Genomic DNA, 16949 nt, shown 5'->3' with positions numbered 1-16949 from the left:
TGCCTGATAATAATTGCTATAAATATCAAGTTTACTTAAAAATTGCCAGGTTTCCAGCAAAAAGACAGGTTTTAGGGGGCATTTTTGATTATTTTTCGCTATCTGATTGGGGAGGTATTACGGGCCCAATTGGCTGTCTTTGTTATTCTGACCAGCATTATTATCAGCCAGCGCTTTGTTAAAATTCTGGCTGACGCTTCTGAAGGCGATTTACCGGGCCAGCTGGTGATGAGCATCGTTGCCCTGAAGTTACCTCAGCTGGCGGTGATTATTCTGCCATTAAGTGCCTTTTTAGGTATTCTGGTGGCTTATGGCCGGGTATATGCCGACAGTGAAATGACGGTGTTACACTCCACCGGCGTCAGCGAGTGGTATGTTACCCGGCTGACCCTGTTATTGTCGGTTGTGATGGCAATATTAGCCGGCGGTGTCACGCTCTATCTCAGTCCGTGGGCGACTGAGCGCGAGTATCAGTTACTGGAAAAAGCAGACAGTAATGTCGGCTTGTTTTCACTGGTACCCGGTCGTTTTCAGCATACCGCCAATGAGCAGGCCGTTATTTTTGTGCAGGATATCAGCCGTTCCGGCAATAATTTATCGCGGGTATTTGTTGCACAAACGCAGCTAAGTGGCGAGCGGTCCAGCCATGCTATTGTTTACGCCCAAACCGGTGCTGTCAGTGAGGATGCTGGAACAGGTGCCCAGATGCTGGAATTACAGCAGGGTCGTCGCTATGCCGGTGATGGCCGCTCGCCAGCTTATGAGGTTACCGAATTTGGCCGCTATCAAATTCAGTTGCGCGAGCAGCAAGTCGAGCAGCGCCGGCGTAAACTCAGTAGCTTATCCACGCCCTTGCTGTTACAGCAGCAAAGCACCGAAGCCGCAGCAGAATGGCACTGGCGGATTGCCATCCCGTTATCAATCCCTATTCTTACTCTTATAGCGGTGCCGCTAAGCCGGGTGAATCCGCGTCAGGGTAAGTTTGGCCGCTTGTTACCCGCATTATTACTGTACCTGGGTTACTATGCATTACTGATTATTGGCCGTTCGGCACTGGAAGATGGCAAGATACCACCTGAACTCGGTATGTGGTGGCTGCATGGCAGCGCGTTACTGCTGGGACTGTTTTTAATCCTGCGAAACCGCTCTGGTGCCCAGCGGTTCCGTGCCTGGATAGCGGGGCGCGCCTGATATGTTAAAGATTCTCGATTTATACATCGGCCGCACTATTCTGGCCACCTCAGCGCTTACCCTGAGTGTTCTTATTGTGTTATCGGCGCTGTTCCGGTTTATTGATCAGATGCGTTCTATTGGCCGCGGCTATTATGACATGGTGCATGCCGCCTTGTTTACCCTGTATAGCATGCCAGGTGACGTGGTGCTGTTTTTCCCGATGGCAGCGTTAATTGGCGGGTTAATCGGTATGGGTATGCTGGCCAGCAACAGTGAACTGGTCGTTATGCAGGCGGCCGGTTTATCACGCTTAAATATTATTAATTCGGTAATGAAGTCAGCCATTGTGATGGTGCTGGTGGTAATGGCGGTCGCCGAGTGGGGGGCACCGGTAAGCGACCGTGCCGCCCGGGAGCTCAGAATTAAAGCAATATCCGATGGTAATCTGTTTGCTGCCCGCCAGGGCGTCTGGGCCAAAGATGGCGACAGTTTCGTTAATATTAAAGAAGTCGATGATGTTGGCAATTTAACCGGCCTGACCGTCTATAAATTTGCCAAAGATCTGCAGCTGGAAACCGTGATCAGTGCCAGTAGTGCAGTGTATCGCAACGACAGCTGGCAGCTGGAGAATGTCACCGAACTGACTTTCACGCCAGAGCGGGTGATACAGAACAACGTGGCAGAGCAGCAGTGGCGCTCCAGTTTAAGCCCCGACAAACTGGGGGTGGTGACCATTAAACCTGAAATGTTGTCCCTGACCGGCTTAGCGCAGTATGTCGATTATCTGGAACAGAATGATCAGGAAGCCAGCCGCTATGAGCTGGCGTTCTGGCGTAAAGTGCTGCAGCCCCTGTCAGTTGCGGCCATGCTGTTACTGGCGCTGAGTTTTATTTTCGGGCCGCTGCGCAGTGTGACCATGGCGGCCAGGGTGCTGCTCGGTATTTTAACCGGTTTTGGCTTTTTTATGAGTAACGAGCTGTTTGGCCCACTGGCACTGGTGTATCAGTTACCGCCGCTGGCCGGCGCCATGCTGCCCAGCTTGCTATTTATGGCACTGGCGGTGTATCTGATGCGCAAAAAGGTGTAGCTATCAGCCAGCGGTTTTATGCACATTCAGGCTTTTACTGTGTTCTTTACTAATCACCACCATCTGGCTGGCGGTAAGCTGGTCCTGTAATGCCAGGCCTTTACCCCAGCGTAGCCACAGCCAGACGTTACCTAAACCAAATAACGCCAGCAATGCCCGGGCCAGTGCCTGCCGCGGGCTAAGTGGCAAGCCGTTTTGCTTAACCACCACTATCCGCCAGGCCCGCATACCCAGGGTCTGGCCGGCTTTGCACCAGAAATACACATAAAAGCTTAATATCACCGCCACCAGGTAGCTGAAGTACAGCCAGCGGCGCAGCCCGGTATTTAAATAATCTGCAATATCAGTGTAACCGCTCAGGTTAATCAGTCCGGCCCAGGCCAGTAGCTGTACCAGCAGCATCGCAATACCGGCAGCCAGCATTACCAGGGCCGCTAACACCAGAATATCGTAAATTATTGCCGCTAAACGGCGGGCAAAACCGGCACGGGGGGCATTGGCAAGCATAACTGTGTCCTGTATCAAAACTTGGCCAAGTTTAACACGGCGAGGTTTTTTTACGATCCTGCGCCGGGCTTTTTTCGCTGCTGCTGGTTATTTGTGCAATTAAATACCAATTAAAACAAAGTGTCATAAAAGCACTTGCCAAGCTTTAGCAGCACCGTATAATGCAGGCGTTTACCTCAAAATATCCCTCATTGCCTGGGTGGCGAAATCGGTAGACGCAGCGGATTCAAAATCCGCCGGGGGAAACTCCGTGTCGGTTCGAGTCCGACCCTAGGCACCAATACTTCCTGAAAGTTAAATTCATTAGAATACCTAAGCGATAGTCATTTTTCGTGTTATTTCCGCTCATTGTCGATCTACATATTGTTTATCCGACTACGTAAAGTAAGTTGGTCACTGCTATCTTTGCTGCAGCATTTCCGCTGATGCCGGGCCATAGGCCACGGCTATGTAACTTATGATCACTTTAATTCTGACAGACCAGGAGCGAGTCAATGAAACATAACCCGGTAGTGCATTTTGAAATTTACGTAAACGATATGGCGCGTGCCAAAGCTTTTTATCAGGCGCTATTTGAAATTGAGCTGGTGCAGATGCCATCACCCACGCCAGAGATGGAAATGGACATGTGGTTTTTTCCAATGGACAAAGAAAATGGCATGAATTATTACGGAGCTGGCGGCAGCCTGGTTAAGATGGCAGGGTATACGCCTGGCAGTGGTGGTACCCTGGTGTATTTTGGTTGCGATGATTGCGGAGTAACGGCAGATCGCGCTGTAGCACATGGTGGCAGTGTTCATCAGCATAAAATGTCTATCGGGGATCACGGTTTTTGTGCTGTTGTCGGCGATACTGAGGGAAATTTAATTGGCTTACATTCTATGCAGTAAACGACACAGTGCAAAGGTTTGGGGTTTGCGATGAACAGTGAGTTATCGCGGCGCAATGCTGATTGGCAAAACGGCAGTCTGGTTGATGGCCGGCGCCGCCATATTATTAAGGTGCTGGCGGGTGCCGGGCTGGTGTTGGGCTCAGGGGTTGCCGGTAAACTTGCCTTTGCCTGCGCAGGTGTTCAACCGGGTATTCAGCTTTATACCGTCAGAAGTTTAATGCAGCAAGATGTACAAAACACGCTGCAGCTATTGGCCAGGCTGGGATATACACAGCTGGAGTTTGCGGGCTTGTTTGGCAAGCCGGCAGGGCAAATTGCAACATGGCTTGGCGAACTTGGCTTATCAGCGCCTGCCGGGCACGTGATGTTACAGCCGTTGTTACACGAAACCAACCGGGTGTTAGATGATGCATTGGCGCTGGGACATCGCTATCTGGTTATGCCGTACCTGACTGACGCTGAGCGCGGTAATGGCTTAGCTGGCTATCAGCAACTGGCAGCAAAGCTCAACCGGGTCGGCGAGCAATGTCAGGCTGCTGGAATAACCCTGGCATACCATAACCACGATTTTGAGTTTTCAGTAATCGATAACGTTCGGCCATACGACATGTTACTGAGCCAAACTGATGCCTCCCTGGTAAAAATGGAAATTGATTTTTACTGGGCAGCAAAAATGCAGGTTGATGTGACGGCCTTGTTTCATCACTATCCGGGCCGTTTTCCGCTCTGGCATTTAAAAGACATGACAGCGGATGGCAACTTTGCCAACCTTGGCAAAGGCGTGATTGATTTTACGCGAGCACAAGCCGCAGCCTCGGTTGCCGGTTTACAGTACGCTTTTGTAGAACGTGATGTAACAGATGATTTAACCGCGACCCTTAAGCAAGGCGTTCACGGTTTTAACCAGATATTCTGCTAAATTCCACGCTTTGTATTTATCCGGTTTTACGTCTGCGAAATGCCAGTGCCACAAGGCCAAACAGGCTAAGCATAAGCGTTCCCGGCGCGGGCACGGCCGTTACATCAGCCTTAGCGGCGACAAACTCGTAAGAAGTGTTGGCTTCATCCAGATAAATTAGCGGTCTGGGGATTATTTCACTGGCACGCAGCAGTATTGCTGTTTCGCTGTCTAGGCTGTTAAAAGAGCGGGTGAAAACAAAGCTCCAGTTAATGGTCAGGTGACCGCCCGAAGGGTCAGTCTTTTTATTACCTTTCCCTGTCTCTGAAATTTACCGTTTGGCTGGCATTGCAGCGCCAGCTTGCTATATTTCTTTTTATCCGCTCAGTTACTTGCGGGGCGCATGCCCATGGCAAATCAAGGCTCACCTTCGGTTGCGGCAGATCTGTTCTGCGGTGCAGGCATTGGTGTGCTGCTGGGGACCCTGGTGGGGTTATCCGCCAACGAGGTGGTGGCAGAGCTGGTGGTAGGCATTGTCGCGATCCTTGCTGCGGCACTTGGGCTGGTGTCGGCCAGTGAAAAAATTGGTGCGCGGCCCTGGCGTATCGGTGCTTTTGGTTTCTTTGCGACGGTTTCGGTGATTGTGGCGTTAATGGTGCGTACTCATGATAGCCTGGCGCCCTCTGCGATGGAGCAGCACCGGCTGTGGACTGCAATAGGGTTCAGTGAACGGGAGGCTGCAGAGTTGGTCGCCTACCGGCAACTGGGCCTGAAGCCAGACGGCGCACAACTTGAGCCGCAGGTGTTAAAGGGCAAAGCAGCGGTGTTGTATGCAGCTGACGCCGAAACCTGCCGGGATCTGGCACCGGGCGGGTATAGCGATAACGCCGAGTTATTAAATGCCTGGTCTTTGCAACAGGGAGCATGGGCAGACGTGGCCGCTATTGCTGTCACCCTGTCGCCGGAACAAGCCCGGTTATTGTTAGCCGCCAGCTGGGCGCTGGCCTGCAGCGTGGAGGCCCCATGAAAATCCAGCTTGTGATCGGCGCTCTGCTGATGGTATCGGGGGTGACTGTCGCCCAGCTTCAGCAAACGTTCGATCAGGTCAGACCGTCAGTAGTAAAAGTACGCACCGTTGATACTGGTCATGCGGCGACCGGGTTTGTCTGGCAGTCGGCCGAGCTGATTGTAACCTCGTTGCATGTGGTTGATGGCAGTAAGCAGATCATTGTCGATTATGCTAAGCCGAAGATCAGTCGCAGTGCCAGTGTCGAACGGGTGCTTAAAGAGGCTGATCTGGTGCTGCTCAGGATTAAGGACCCGCCGCCCGTTTCGCCGCTTCGTTCAAGTCATCAGCTGCCTACCATAGAAGATGAGATCCATGCGCTGGGCTATCCGCTGAATACGCCGGAGATTAACAGTTTTTCGTTTAAGCAACGTTATGGTGGCCGGCGGCTGAAAGACAATGTGTCGGCTAAGGTGCTGGCTAAATTGCAGCAAAATGGCTATCCGGATCCCGGCCTTGAGGTTATTAAGCTTGGTAATGAAAGCCTGCTGCCTGGTTTATCCGGCGCGCCCATTTTCGATAGCAAAGGCGTAGTGGTTGCAATAGGTAATGGCGGCCTGGAAGAGGGCGCACTCAATATAAGCTGGGGGATCCCGGCCGCACAATTAACCAGACTCGGACAGAGTACCCAGCGCCAGCTACCGGGCAGCGCGGGCACCAGTGAACTCTTTGCGGCGGAACTGGCAGCGCAAATGGGCCAGGAAGTGCAGTTCGGCGATGTCAGGCTGGTTAAAGTGCGTACCCGTAATTTGGCTCAGCTGATGGACTCTGCCGATGATCAGCTGGGGCTTAGCCAACTGGCAAATGCGTTTGCCATGTTTAACCCACTGGCATTTCAGTACGACATTTATCAGGATGTTAATACCGGCGCTACCCTGGTGGTGCCCGCAGCGTCGGTGCTCAGCCCCAGAGCAGGTGAACCCTGGCAGGTGACACTGCCCTTTAGCCAGGCAGGATTACCGATCTGGATGTATGTGATGCTGGAGGAGACCGACTCGGTGATGCAGGCCCAGGATTTGTCCGTGCAATTTGAAACCTGGATTAGTCAGCAGTATGCCGATACCCAATGGGCTGCCGATCCGCAGTGGAGCTATCTGACACCGTTTCAGCGGTTCGATGGATTAGTGGTTAACCGCAAAGCTTGGCTGGGAATGACCTGGAATGGTGACACCAAATATGCCTTTGAGACCCTGGCGTTGCGCAACCTGACTTTTTTAGGCGCTATTGGCGTGCGGGAAGATGTCCCGGCGCAGCTGATGCAATATTGCATCAACTATAACTGGCAAGCGCCACAGTGTGCCGTTGTCCAGCAATTGAGTGTCAGCTGGGCCCACCTGGTGCTGGGCTTGCAACTGTCGGGGTTTAGTCTGTAAGCTTTGCACAACGGGTTTTTAAAGCTGCAATAAGCTGAAAAAACAGCGACGATGCTAAAAGTATTATCAGCAGCTATTCAGAATCTGCTGGAAAATGCCGTCTCGGTTATTTTTGCCGGCTATGGCCAACGTTCTGCCTTTAGTTTTCACTCACGGCCAGCCTTTCAAAGTTGAGCTTTTGATACAGCCAGCCTATACCCACCAGGCTCAAACCCAGGCCAATAAACGAGATAGCCCGGTATAGTCCTTCGAGATTAGCCATATCTACCCAAAAGGCTTTTAATATGACGACCGCGAGTATCGCGAAGCCTAAATTGCTTACTTTTGCTCTTCTCAGGTACTGCCCCAGAAAGACCATAACGGTTGCTATCAGAAGCCACACTATAGAATAGGTATACAGTTCAGATTGGGGCATAGTGCCATCAAGAAGAAGCTGGCCATCCTGGTAAATATTCCGGATAAGTCCATTGATGTAGAACACGGCAAAAAAACCCAATACTACTTTTGATGGGATGTTGAGGCGTGCAGGGACCAGTGAGCGTTGATGCAAAACGCCAATCACCACCATTGGTAACGCCCACAGTATCAGTAGCCAATTGAGTAACAATCCGTCACCGGTATGCACTCTCTCCACAAAGGGATTACTGACAAATGAAATGTCCATATGAAGTAAAGCGAAGCCCACCACCAGCAATGCAGCAAAGGCCTGGTAAAGCTTAGTTGCAGAGCCCACATGCTGTGCACGCCAAACGTAGACCGCAGCCAGCAATAACCAGTTAAAGGCCAGCAAAGCTGCCTCTTTGAAGCTCAAATCAAAAAAGTTGGGATAATGCCCTACCAATAAGTAACTGGTTTCTGTCGTCACCAACAGCGCACATACATGCACGAAGGCACCTTCTAACCAGGTTTTCACGCTGGGCGAAGCATTGTAGTGTCGCGAGAACCAGAGAATGGCTAATACAGCAGGGTAGATAATGGCAGTCCAGTGCATAGAGAAAATCTGCTCTTGCGCATAATCCGCTAACCAAGGAGCAAACGAAAGCCGGGCCGTTACCACGATAAGCGCAGCCTTATAAAGCCACACCGGTAATTCAACTGCATATTTACGGCTGAGATAGCTCATGCTGGCAATTTGAATAGCAATGGTCAGGGTAAGCATGGCGGCATCCAGCAGCATGGTCAGACACAGCGTGATGGCGGCGTTTGCCAGAATGGTCAGCGTGACCCGATACACAGCAGATCTGGTGCAGAACGCAACAACTGAGCTGACCAAGGCAACTAGTGCGAGCTCTACTGCAAAAACGGGATACAGGTACTGACTTGCTGCATCGGGCGACATCGCATAGCTGATCCCAAACAAACTGATCGGGGCCACTATCATCAACAACAGATAAGCGGGACGCTGACTCAGGTGCAGCATCAGCACGCTATAACTAACCGCCATCAGAGACGCTATCTGAATAAACAGATATCCATTAGTAAAGGGGAACAGAGAATCCTGGTAGGAAGCCGGTGCCGGCATCAAGGTATACGCATACAGCACAAAGGCCAGGACCATAAAGGGCCATGAATCGAGGGCACTGTGCCGCACCGGGACAGAACAAAGGGCAGCTGATATTACCAAACAAGTCATCACCACTTGGTATGTATTACCGTCAACGGATAAGAAAATGGCCAGGGCCAAGAGCGGTATGATGACGCCAAGTTGCTCTTTTCGTGGCATCAGCAGCTGTTTCATGGACAGCGCACTACTCAGGCGAGAACGCAAACGCCAACCAACAATATCGGTCAGGACATACAGATAGATGGAGAAAAGGGTGAAAGTAATGATCATCCAGAAATGACTGCTATTGGCAATAGACAGACTGACTGCCAACCACAGGAAGTGCCCGATGAAACTCAATCGCCATAACCAAACCTGGCTGACAGTATGGGAGATCCAGACGGCTGAGACTGAGACAAAGGCGGTATAGAGCAGTAAAGCCCCCACATTGTTCGAGCCGGTCGACACAAGTGCCGGCACAATATAGGCGCCGATAACTCCTATCCATGCCAGTAAGGGGCCGAATCGTATTGATAATGCGGTCGATGAAAGTGATACTGCGGCTAACAGCGCAAAAGCAAGCTGAGGGGAAATAAAGGCGTAATAGTCAAACGCTACCATGACGATAGCATAGCAGGTGATCACTCCTCCGCTGGCCAGGGACGCGCAGACATAAGGCGAGTAAATATTGAATCGTGCCCGGTGACGAGATAAAAACTCTGCTGCGACCACCAGGAATACGCCAAATACTCCACCGATCATGAGTCTGACTGCTGGCGGCAATAACCCTGCTTCAATCGAATATCGGGCCAGAAAGATGCCGCCAATGGCCAGTACTATGCCTCCGAGCCACAACAAACCGTTGGCTTTGATAAATGCCTCAAAGTTGAATTCAGCTAATGGCGGCTTTTGTTGAGTTTTCGCCAGCTCCCGGTCATAGGCAGCGACGGTGGATGGGGCCTCAGATTGTTTTGGCGCAGGTGTCACAGCCGGCAACTCATTGCTGTCATACGACTGCGACACCGAGTTGGACGCTGACGGGCTTACCTGTTGCTCGTCAGCTGACTCAGTGCTAAGCCTGGAATCGGGCGCTACATGCTTGTTATCTGTAATCAGGCGGGAAATGCGGGTAATCTGATTGCTTTGCACATTGACTTGCTGACGCAGCAGCTGCACTTCGCGCAGCATATCGGTAATCTTCGATTGATTCCTAAATGACTGGATGGCACCGGCAATCACAAAAATCCCGATGAGGATAATAAAAAGCACCCATTCCATAATCTTTTCCTTTGTTACCGCTTACTTATCCAATGTCAGGTTCAACATCAGGTATCTTGTGCTGCAAGTCAATACGTTTGATGATGATGTATTTCGTCTCAGGGTAAGGTTGGCTGAGTTGCGTAGCACTTTAAATATCTGTGCCGAAATAGAAGTGTCATCATCAAAACGAAAAAAATAAAAAATGGAGCGATGGTCTGATGATTGCGAGGCCTACCACTGCAGAGCGCCCAAATTATAAATGAGTGACGAATTAAAGGTACGATCTAATTCATTGGTTTCAGAACCCCCGGGTAAAAAGCTTACTGGCCGGCTTCCGAATCATTTAAATCTGTAATCCCAAAATCGGCTGGCGTTATCCAGTAAACTGGGTTATCGATATCTGTAAATGACATCGTTGGGTTTGGAATGCTAAAAAAATACTGAGGTTTACCTTTTATCAGCGGAAACACCGATTTTGTCAGTGGATGCTGGCGCATTAACTCACTGATTTGCCCCTGTTTTGCCGCAATTTCCATGCCCGTTTGCAGTTTTGCTGCTAACTCAGGCGCTGATTTCGACACGTAAAAGAACACGGCGAACGGGTAGTGCAACATAATATCGTCAAACCGCATCAGCTCAGGATAGGCTGCGCTTCGCTGCTCGAGCTCCAGTAATACATCATGATAGCCCCGCGGAAAGTAGTCACAGCGACCGAGCGCAACCATCTTAAACAGCGCCTCATAATTTACTGATGTGGTAACCCTGAGGCCTGCCTGGCTTAAAATAGTCGTATCGGCCCAGTGCTGGCCCTGACAGGCTACTTTAACACTCAATGCGGACAGCGAACTGATAGCGGCGAAATCCTGCTGTTGGGTTTTGGCGATAATAAATTTGCGAAAGCCAATCAGCCCGCGGGTAGTGGGTATCTCAATAGCAATTAAATCGTCAGCTAACGATGTCTCCGCGCCCAGCCAGTATAAATTGATCAGGCTGCCTTTTATTAATTCAACCTTAGCTCTGCCCTCTGAGATTGCCGGAATTTGCTGAATAATGACCTTATCGTGTTCGATACCCGAATTCGCCAGCGCCATATTAAGCAGACGCATATGGTAATCATGAGAAATATCATGCAAAGATCGGGGGGCCGGCACCGTAATTGTCAGTGGCGTTGCTGCCGCAAAAGCAAGGTGAGTGCTTAAACCTAACCAGCAGAAAATCCGAACATAAAACTTCATAGTAATAACCGCATTTCTGCCGTATTTAACTCTCTTTATAGTTGAAAAACCTGCTCTAGGGCAACCAGTGCACACCTGTAAAATGAGACGTGGTAAATGCATTTTTACACAACAGCACAGGCAGCGGCTGTCAGTTTTTGTCTGGCAACGCCGCGACGTTATGATAATTACCAGGCAAGCCCCTCACCTGGCGGCCAGACTGACCCCTTCTGTCAGCAGCCGGGCTAGATTCAGCAGTGCAGCCGTAAAGTTGTCGAATCCGGCGCATCTGCTACAGTTTCTACTGAACCTGATAACGCTGCGAAAAGGTACAGTCCTGTCAAATGTTTAGTCTGCCCGTGAATAAAAACAATACACTCAGCTCAGTAAGCCTGCTTATCACATTCATCGCTGCCCTGGTTATATTGGAGGGCTGTGACAGCCAACCGCCACAGGTTGAATCCGCACCGGCGCCGCTGGTTGAAACCACCGAGGCTCAAACTCACGGTATGGATTATACGATAATCGTCAATGGTTTTGTCCGGGCGCCTGAGCAGGTGAGTCTGGTAACGGAAGTGGCGGGTATTGTTGCTGCCAAGTCTGAGCGGTTGCATGAAGGGGGCCTTTTTGAAAAGGGCGAGGAGCTGTTCCGGCTGGAGCAAACCAATTATCAGGCGCAGCTGTTGCAAGCGCAGGCTGAACTGGATAATGCGCTGGTAGCCAGGACGACCGCCAGCGATGATTTGCAGCGCATTCAGTCATTGTTTGAGCGTGAGCTTGCCGCTAAGGCCAGGCTGGATTCAACACAACTTGCCCTGACGACGGCTGAGGCCAGGGTAAAAAAAGCCCGGGCAGCAGTGCAGCTGGCAGAAGAAGCGTTAGCTGACACTGTCATTACTGCGCCTTTTTCTTCAGTGATTGCCAGCGAAAACGTCAGTGTTGGTGCTTACTTCTCACCAGCCCAGCCCGCCCTGAGCCTGATAAGCGCCAGTGAACTGGAAGTGGAAGCCGGCCTGACACCAGAACAAAGTGCTGCGGTAGCCAGGCGGTTTGCTGGTGAAACCGATGCGCCACTCAAGGTGGTCGCAGCCGACAATCAACTGACATTCAGTGCCAGTTTGCGCTCAATCAGCCCGCTGATGGACCAAAAATCCCGTACCGTCAGTCATACCGTGGTGCTTGATCACGCTGTTGAGGCAGACGGTGCTGCCCTGAGGGTGGGTGAGTACGTAGAGGTGCATTTTGCCGCGCGGGCCGTTCAGCCCCTGCTGCGGGTGCCTGCCGCCAGCATCAGAAAAAATGAGTATATTTTTGTTATCGATAAGCAGAATACACTGCAACAAATTGCCGTTACACCGGTGGCGTATCAGCAACAGCACGTACTGATTGTCGAAGACAATCGCCTGCTGAACAGCAGATTACTGTTAACGTCACTGGTTAACGAAGCAACCGGCCTTAAAGTCAGAACCAGGGAAGACTGACAAGTGTTTTTATTAGAAAAAGCCAGCCATAACCGGGTGTTTGCTAATCTGTTAGCGATATTTCTGCTGCTTGCCGGTCTGGTATCGCTGTCTGATCTGACCGTTAAGTTATTTCCGACCCTTGATCTGGAAACGATCACCGTTACTGTGCCTTATCCCGGTGCGACGCCTGCGGAAGTGGAAGAAGTCATTATTAAGCCAATAGAGCAGAAAATTGAAGGTCAGCAAGGCGTCAGGCGGATCCGCTCGGTGGCATCCCAGAATATTGGCAGCGTGGTGATTGAACTGTATGCCGGTGAAGATAAAATTAAACGTCTGAACGATATTAAGAATCAGATTGATCAGATCAGGGTCTTCCCCGAGGATGCGGAAGAGCCGCGGGTTGTGGTGGCCGAAAATGATGAATTAGCCATCCAGTTTGTGCTGTTTGGCGATACGACTGGCTTTCGTTTGAAACAGCAGGCACAGCGGCTGCGCAGCATGCTGGCTGATGCTGACGGCATTTCTGATGTGCGACTGGAAGCGACAGCAGATTACCTGCTGGATATTCAAATCAGCGAAGAGCAATTGCGCCGTTATGGCTTATCACTGACCGGGATAGCCCGGCGTATAGGTGCCCAGTCGCTGGATTTATCCGGTGGCGAAATTGAGGGGCCCGAGCGTCGGCTGCTGGTTCGAAGTGTTGGCGAACGACTCAGTGCAGAGCAGTTCAAATCTCTTGTTGTAGGCAGTGGCGACAATGGTGCTTTGCTGTATCTTGACGATATCGCCAGCATTGACGATACGCTTGATGACTCGCCACTGGCCGGTTACTACAATAACCAGCCGGCCATTGTCATCAGTGCATACCGGGTAGGGCAGGAACAAATATTTGAGTTAGTGACTCGGGCCAAAACGGTGTTTGAGCAGCAGTTTTTGCCATCATTGCCCTCAGATCTGCAAGCAGAAATCTGGCGCGACGAGTCGGATAATTTGCGCAGCCGGATCAGTTTACTGACCAAGAATGCGGCTATTGGCCTGGTACTGGTGGTACTGTTGTTAATGCTGTTTCTGGAGGTGCGGCTGGCGCTATGGGTGGCTGCAGGGCTTATTGTTGCTTTTGCCGGCAGTTTTTCGCTGGTCCAGCTGTTTGGCTACAGCATCAACATGATGTCGATTTTTGGTTTTATTCTGGTGATTGGCATAGTGGTGGATGACGCTATTGTGGTTGGCGAGAACGTCTACAGCAAGCTGGAGAATGGTTCATCCGGAAACGAAGCCGCTGCCAAAGGGGTAGTCGGGGTAGCAACACCGGTGCTGGTGTCTATTCTGACAACGATAGCGGTATTTATTCCGTTGCTGTTTATTCCCAGTCTGTATGGCCAGTTTCTGGAACCGATAGCCGCGATTGTGATTTTCGTGCTGCTGTTATCGTTAGTCGAAGCCTTTTATATTCTGCCTAAACATTTGTCACATCTTAATATGGACCCGCCGGGGCGCTGGTCGCCGCGTCAGCTCACCGAGTTTTTACGCAAAAGAGCCTCCGCCGGCATGGATAAGCTGCGAAATGGTCCGGTAAAGACCGTGGTGGGCAGTGCCATCAAACATCCACTGCTGACCGTGGGATTGTTTATCGCGATGCTGTTTTTAATCAGTGGCTTGTTTATCAGTGGCGCAGTAAAGTTTATTTTTTTCCCGGAAGTGGAAGGCAACTATGTCACTGCTTCGGTAGAGCTGTCTAACCAGACCTCGGAAACCCAGACCCGCCAGGTCATTGAAACGCTGATTAACAGTGCCAGGCAAAGCGCCCGGCAATTTAACGCATCGCCACAGGCTCCGGATGGTAATGTGATCCAGGGTATCCTGGCCACCCGGGGTAAAACCGTTGGCGGTGGCCCGTCGGCAGCCGAAGCTCAGGTAAGTGCCGCGTCTAACCTGGCTTATGTCACTGTTAAAATAGAAGATGCCGCAACCCGCCAGTTTGGCGCTGTCGACTTTGAGCGTGCCTGGCGCGACGAAACCGGCGCTGTGCCAGGTGCCAGAAAGCTGACCTTCAGTTCCAGCCTGGTGTCGGCCGGCGCCGCTGTGCAGTTGGAAGTGCGCTCGGCTAATGCAGCGCAGCGCGAACAGGTTGTTGCTAAGCTGCGCCAGGCACTTGAGGATACACCAGGGGTACTGGATGTCCGGGATGACAGATTTGACACCACAGATGAAGTGCAAATCCGGATCAAGCCCGAAGCACTGGTGTATGGCGTGACACTGAGCGACTTGGCAGCGGAGATCCGGGCGTCCTATTATGGGGCTGTCGCGGCCCGGATTGCCCGGGATCGGGAGGAAATTGAAGTCAGAGTTCGGTTATCCGCAAAGGAGCGCAGCAAACTGCAGGATCTGCTGCAAAGACGCATTCTGGTTAATGGCAGCTTTGTGCCGATAGCTGAAATTGCTGATATTCAGATTGCGCCCGCAGCCTCACGGCTTAGTCGGCTTAATGGTCAGTCAGTCACCGCGCTGAAGGCCGATGTCGATAACCGGATTGCCACCGGCGGCAAGATAACCCGGCAGATCCTGCAGCAGGACTGGCAGCAAATCCGCAGCCAGTATCCGGATGTTCAGGTGACATTAGGGGGCGATCAGGCTGAACAGGAACGGGTTAAGCCCTCGATGGCGCAAAATTTTCTGCTGTCACTGTTTATAGTTTATGCCCTGCTGGCACTGGTGTTTTCCAGCTACAGTCAGCCGCTGGTGATTATGGCAATTATTCCGTTTGGCCTGACAGGCGCGGTGCTTGGCCATTTTATGCTGGGACTGGATCTGACCCTGTTATCGCTATTCGGGCTGATTGGTCTCTCCGGGGTGGTAATAAACGACAGCCTGCTGCTGATGGAGTTTATTAATCGTTTTCGTCAACAAGGTCAGGATATTGAACAAGCGGTGCTCAATGCCACTTTACAACGGTTTCGGGCCATTGTGCTGACATCCTTGACCACGTTTTTAGGCGTCACGCCGATTATTCTGGAGCCCAGTGTTCAGGCAAAATTTCTGAAGCCAACGGCAGTGTCGCTTGGCATTGGTATTTTGTTTGCTACCACTATTCTGTTATTGCTGTTGCCGGCGCTGGCGGTATTGCAAATAAAGCTTAAAAACTGGCTTACCGGAAAAGGTGCAGAGGCGAAAAGCTAGCGGCTGCTGCGCCGATGGCTAAGGCCATTTGCTTAATATTTTATCGTAGCCACCGGATGCTATCAGCCTGCTGAGCTCTTTATTAAACTGTTGCTGCAGCACAGGATCTTTTACAATAGCGCCATAAGACTGGGTCGTAAAAATCGGGTGTATTGCTAATTGCTGATCAGGGAAGTGCTGCTGCACGATATAGAGTAATAATCTGCGCTCGCCAATCACGACGTCAGTCCGGTGATTTACCAGCAATTTTAACTGTAACTCCCGCTCAGCTATCTCGATATAACTTGCCTGCTCAACGGTGCTGGCAAATTCCTCGCCCAGCACAATGCGGGCGAACTGATAGCCAATAATATTTTTGCCTTTTAAATCGGCAATCGAATGAATGCTCAGCTTGCTGCTTTTCAGCGACACAGCGACATCTTTAAATGGCAGGTAAGGCACCGTCAGGTGACCATGCTCTGGCGGGAAAGCAGCCGGGCTGGCGACATCATATTTGCCTTCATTAAATTCTTTGATCAGCCGGTTATAAGCTAACAGATGAAACTCAGGCTGATAGCCCAGAGTCGTCAGAATATGGCGGATAATTTCGACATCTATGCCAGTAATGCCTTCACCTTGCTGATAATAAGCCCAGGGCGGCCCAATATTCACGGCAACCTGCAGGGTCTTTGCGGCGGCAACAGCATGCGAGCCAAACAGCGCTATCAGCAGAAAAAATATTCGCATCATGGTTACCACGTTAAGAGTAAGTGACCGGTATTTTATTGTTATTATCTGTTATCGCAAAATTATAGTAGCTCAGTATATTGTTTAATAGCCGGGCCGGACCTGATTACCGAACTATTTGTCAATGAATCTCTTTAGCGAGTTTCAGCATCTGTGCACTTAAATGAAAGCCTTGTTGCCGTGCTAAGGTCAGGTTTACCCGGAACGAAATCCGGTGGGGTTCAGCAATTAAACCAAACATCGCGCCCTGGCGGAATAACTCAGCGCCTTCTACTACAGTCAGCTGGCGTTGCGTTTGCAATAGCTGTGACCAAGCGGGCTTGGAGGCAAGCTCAGCGCTTAAATATAACACCGTACAGGGTGTTGCCTGATGCGCCTCAGTTAACAGCACCACCTTTGCCTGTTGCCCCAGAATCTCGGTTAACGCGTTAAACACACCGTTGTCCCTGGCGATACAGTAATGCTGCTGTGCCGGCGGATTATCTGACCATTCACTGTACTGGACAAAGCGGTATAACAAGGCGGCTTTTAACGATGCCTGCGCCTGCTGAGCCCGGACAGGCATTGCAC

General features: G+C 51.0%; 14 protein-coding genes and 1 tRNA gene. 9 read left to right on the top strand and 6 right to left on the bottom strand.

What is annotated here, in order from left to right:
* Window positions 1–84: 84 nt before the first annotated feature.
* Window positions 85–1191: an LPS export ABC transporter permease LptF gene (gene lptF / locus R3177_RS06685; RefSeq protein ID WP_318970267.1), complete on the top strand. Its 1107-nt coding sequence runs from the start codon at window positions 85–87 to the stop codon at window positions 1189–1191.
* Between the two features lies 1 nt (window position 1192).
* On the top strand, window positions 1193–2260 hold the full coding sequence (gene lptG, locus R3177_RS06680; RefSeq protein WP_318970266.1) for an LPS export ABC transporter permease LptG: 1068 nt from the start codon (window positions 1193–1195) through the stop codon (window positions 2258–2260).
* A 3-nt stretch (window positions 2261–2263) separates the two neighbouring features.
* Here the strand turns inward: lptG and R3177_RS06675 are convergent, their stop codons facing one another.
* Window positions 2264–2767, bottom strand: coding sequence for an RDD family protein (locus R3177_RS06675; RefSeq protein WP_318970265.1), 504 nt, complete (start codon window positions 2765–2767; stop codon window positions 2264–2266).
* A 193-nt stretch (window positions 2768–2960) separates the two neighbouring features.
* Between R3177_RS06675 and R3177_RS06670 the strand changes: the two genes are divergently transcribed.
* The 3 genes from R3177_RS06670 (at window position 2961) to R3177_RS06660 (ending at window position 4578) form a co-directional block, all read left to right on the top strand.
* Window positions 2961–3047 (top strand) — tRNA-Leu (locus R3177_RS06670).
* Between the two features lie 214 nt (window positions 3048–3261).
* Complete coding sequence (locus R3177_RS06665) at window positions 3262–3657, top strand: VOC family protein (protein WP_318970264.1); 396 nt, start codon at window positions 3262–3264, stop codon at window positions 3655–3657.
* A gap of 30 nt (window positions 3658–3687) precedes the next feature.
* Window positions 3688–4578 (top strand): sugar phosphate isomerase/epimerase family protein, encoded by an 891-nt coding sequence (locus R3177_RS06660; RefSeq protein WP_318970263.1) that lies wholly within the window; start codon window positions 3688–3690, stop codon window positions 4576–4578.
* A 16-nt stretch (window positions 4579–4594) separates the two neighbouring features.
* On the opposite strand, the gene R3177_RS14815 is transcribed toward R3177_RS06660, so the two are convergent.
* Complete coding sequence (locus tag R3177_RS14815; RefSeq protein WP_413229075.1) at window positions 4595–4672, bottom strand: PEP-CTERM sorting domain-containing protein; 78 nt, start codon at window positions 4670–4672, stop codon at window positions 4595–4597.
* 294 nt (window positions 4673–4966) lie between these two features.
* Between R3177_RS14815 and R3177_RS06655 the strand changes: the two genes are divergently transcribed.
* Entirely contained in the window at window positions 4967–5584 is a 618-nt protein-coding gene (locus tag R3177_RS06655) for a hypothetical protein (protein WP_318970262.1), read from the top strand.
* Window positions 5581–6996 (top strand): serine protease, encoded by a 1416-nt coding sequence (locus R3177_RS06650; protein WP_318970261.1) that lies wholly within the window; start codon window positions 5581–5583, stop codon window positions 6994–6996. Before R3177_RS06655 ends, R3177_RS06650 begins: the two co-directional genes overlap by 4 nt.
* 139 nt (window positions 6997–7135) lie before the next feature.
* Here the strand turns inward: R3177_RS06650 and R3177_RS06645 are convergent, their stop codons facing one another.
* Window positions 7136–9817 carry a DUF2339 domain-containing protein gene (locus R3177_RS06645; protein ID WP_318970260.1) on the bottom strand — a complete coding sequence of 894 codons (2682 nt, stop codon included), beginning with the start codon at window positions 9815–9817 and terminating at the stop codon, window positions 7136–7138.
* A 302-nt stretch (window positions 9818–10119) separates the two neighbouring features.
* Window positions 10120–11034 (bottom strand): hypothetical protein, encoded by a 915-nt coding sequence (locus tag R3177_RS06640; protein ID WP_318970259.1) that lies wholly within the window; start codon window positions 11032–11034, stop codon window positions 10120–10122.
* A 323-nt stretch (window positions 11035–11357) separates the two neighbouring features.
* Between R3177_RS06640 and R3177_RS06635 the strand changes: the two genes are divergently transcribed.
* The gene (locus R3177_RS06635; RefSeq protein WP_318970258.1) at window positions 11358–12494 is read left to right on the top strand and encodes an efflux RND transporter periplasmic adaptor subunit; all 1137 of its coding nucleotides are present in this window, start codon (window positions 11358–11360) and stop codon (window positions 12492–12494) included.
* A gap of 3 nt (window positions 12495–12497) precedes the next feature.
* Window positions 12498–15653, top strand: a complete 3156-nt coding sequence (locus tag R3177_RS06630; protein WP_318970257.1) for an efflux RND transporter permease subunit — start codon at window positions 12498–12500, stop codon at window positions 15651–15653.
* 18 nt (window positions 15654–15671) lie between these two features.
* On the opposite strand, the gene R3177_RS06625 is transcribed toward R3177_RS06630, so the two are convergent.
* Together R3177_RS06625 and R3177_RS06620 are read right to left on the bottom strand one after the other, a co-directional pair.
* Entirely contained in the window at window positions 15672–16379 is a 708-nt protein-coding gene (locus R3177_RS06625) for a substrate-binding periplasmic protein (protein ID WP_318970256.1), read from the bottom strand.
* A 121-nt stretch (window positions 16380–16500) separates the two neighbouring features.
* Window positions 16501–16949: YfiR family protein (locus R3177_RS06620; RefSeq protein WP_318970255.1), on the bottom strand; the 449-nt coding region annotated here is incomplete at its 5' end.

Origin of the sequence: Arsukibacterium sp., from assembly GCF_033722355.1 — a bacterium.
In the GTDB taxonomy this organism is placed as follows: Bacteria; Pseudomonadota; Gammaproteobacteria; order Enterobacterales; family Alteromonadaceae; genus Alishewanella.
This window is presented reverse-complemented; position numbering and strand designations above follow the sequence as displayed.

Excerpts from the sequence above, each read along its gene's own strand:
- lptG (WP_318970266.1), top strand. The coding sequence starts at position 1,193 with ATGTTAAAGATTCTCGATTTATACATCGGCCGCACTATTCTGGCCACC.
- R3177_RS06675 (WP_318970265.1), bottom strand. The coding sequence starts at position 2,767 with ATGCTTGCCAATGCCCCCCGTGCCGGTTTTGCCCGCCGTTTAGCGGCA.
- R3177_RS06665 (WP_318970264.1), top strand. The coding sequence starts at position 3,262 with ATGAAACATAACCCGGTAGTGCATTTTGAAATTTACGTAAACGATATG.
- R3177_RS06660 (WP_318970263.1), top strand. The coding sequence starts at position 3,688 with ATGAACAGTGAGTTATCGCGGCGCAATGCTGATTGGCAAAACGGCAGT.
- R3177_RS06655 (WP_318970262.1), top strand. The coding sequence starts at position 4,967 with ATGGCAAATCAAGGCTCACCTTCGGTTGCGGCAGATCTGTTCTGCGGT.
- R3177_RS06650 (WP_318970261.1), top strand. The coding sequence starts at position 5,581 with ATGAAAATCCAGCTTGTGATCGGCGCTCTGCTGATGGTATCGGGGGTG.
- R3177_RS06645 (WP_318970260.1), bottom strand. The coding sequence starts at position 9,817 with ATGGAATGGGTGCTTTTTATTATCCTCATCGGGATTTTTGTGATTGCC.
- R3177_RS06640 (WP_318970259.1), bottom strand. The coding sequence starts at position 11,034 with ATGAAGTTTTATGTTCGGATTTTCTGCTGGTTAGGTTTAAGCACTCAC.
- R3177_RS06635 (WP_318970258.1), top strand. The coding sequence starts at position 11,358 with ATGTTTAGTCTGCCCGTGAATAAAAACAATACACTCAGCTCAGTAAGC.
- R3177_RS06625 (WP_318970256.1), bottom strand. The coding sequence starts at position 16,379 with ATGCGAATATTTTTTCTGCTGATAGCGCTGTTTGGCTCGCATGCTGTT.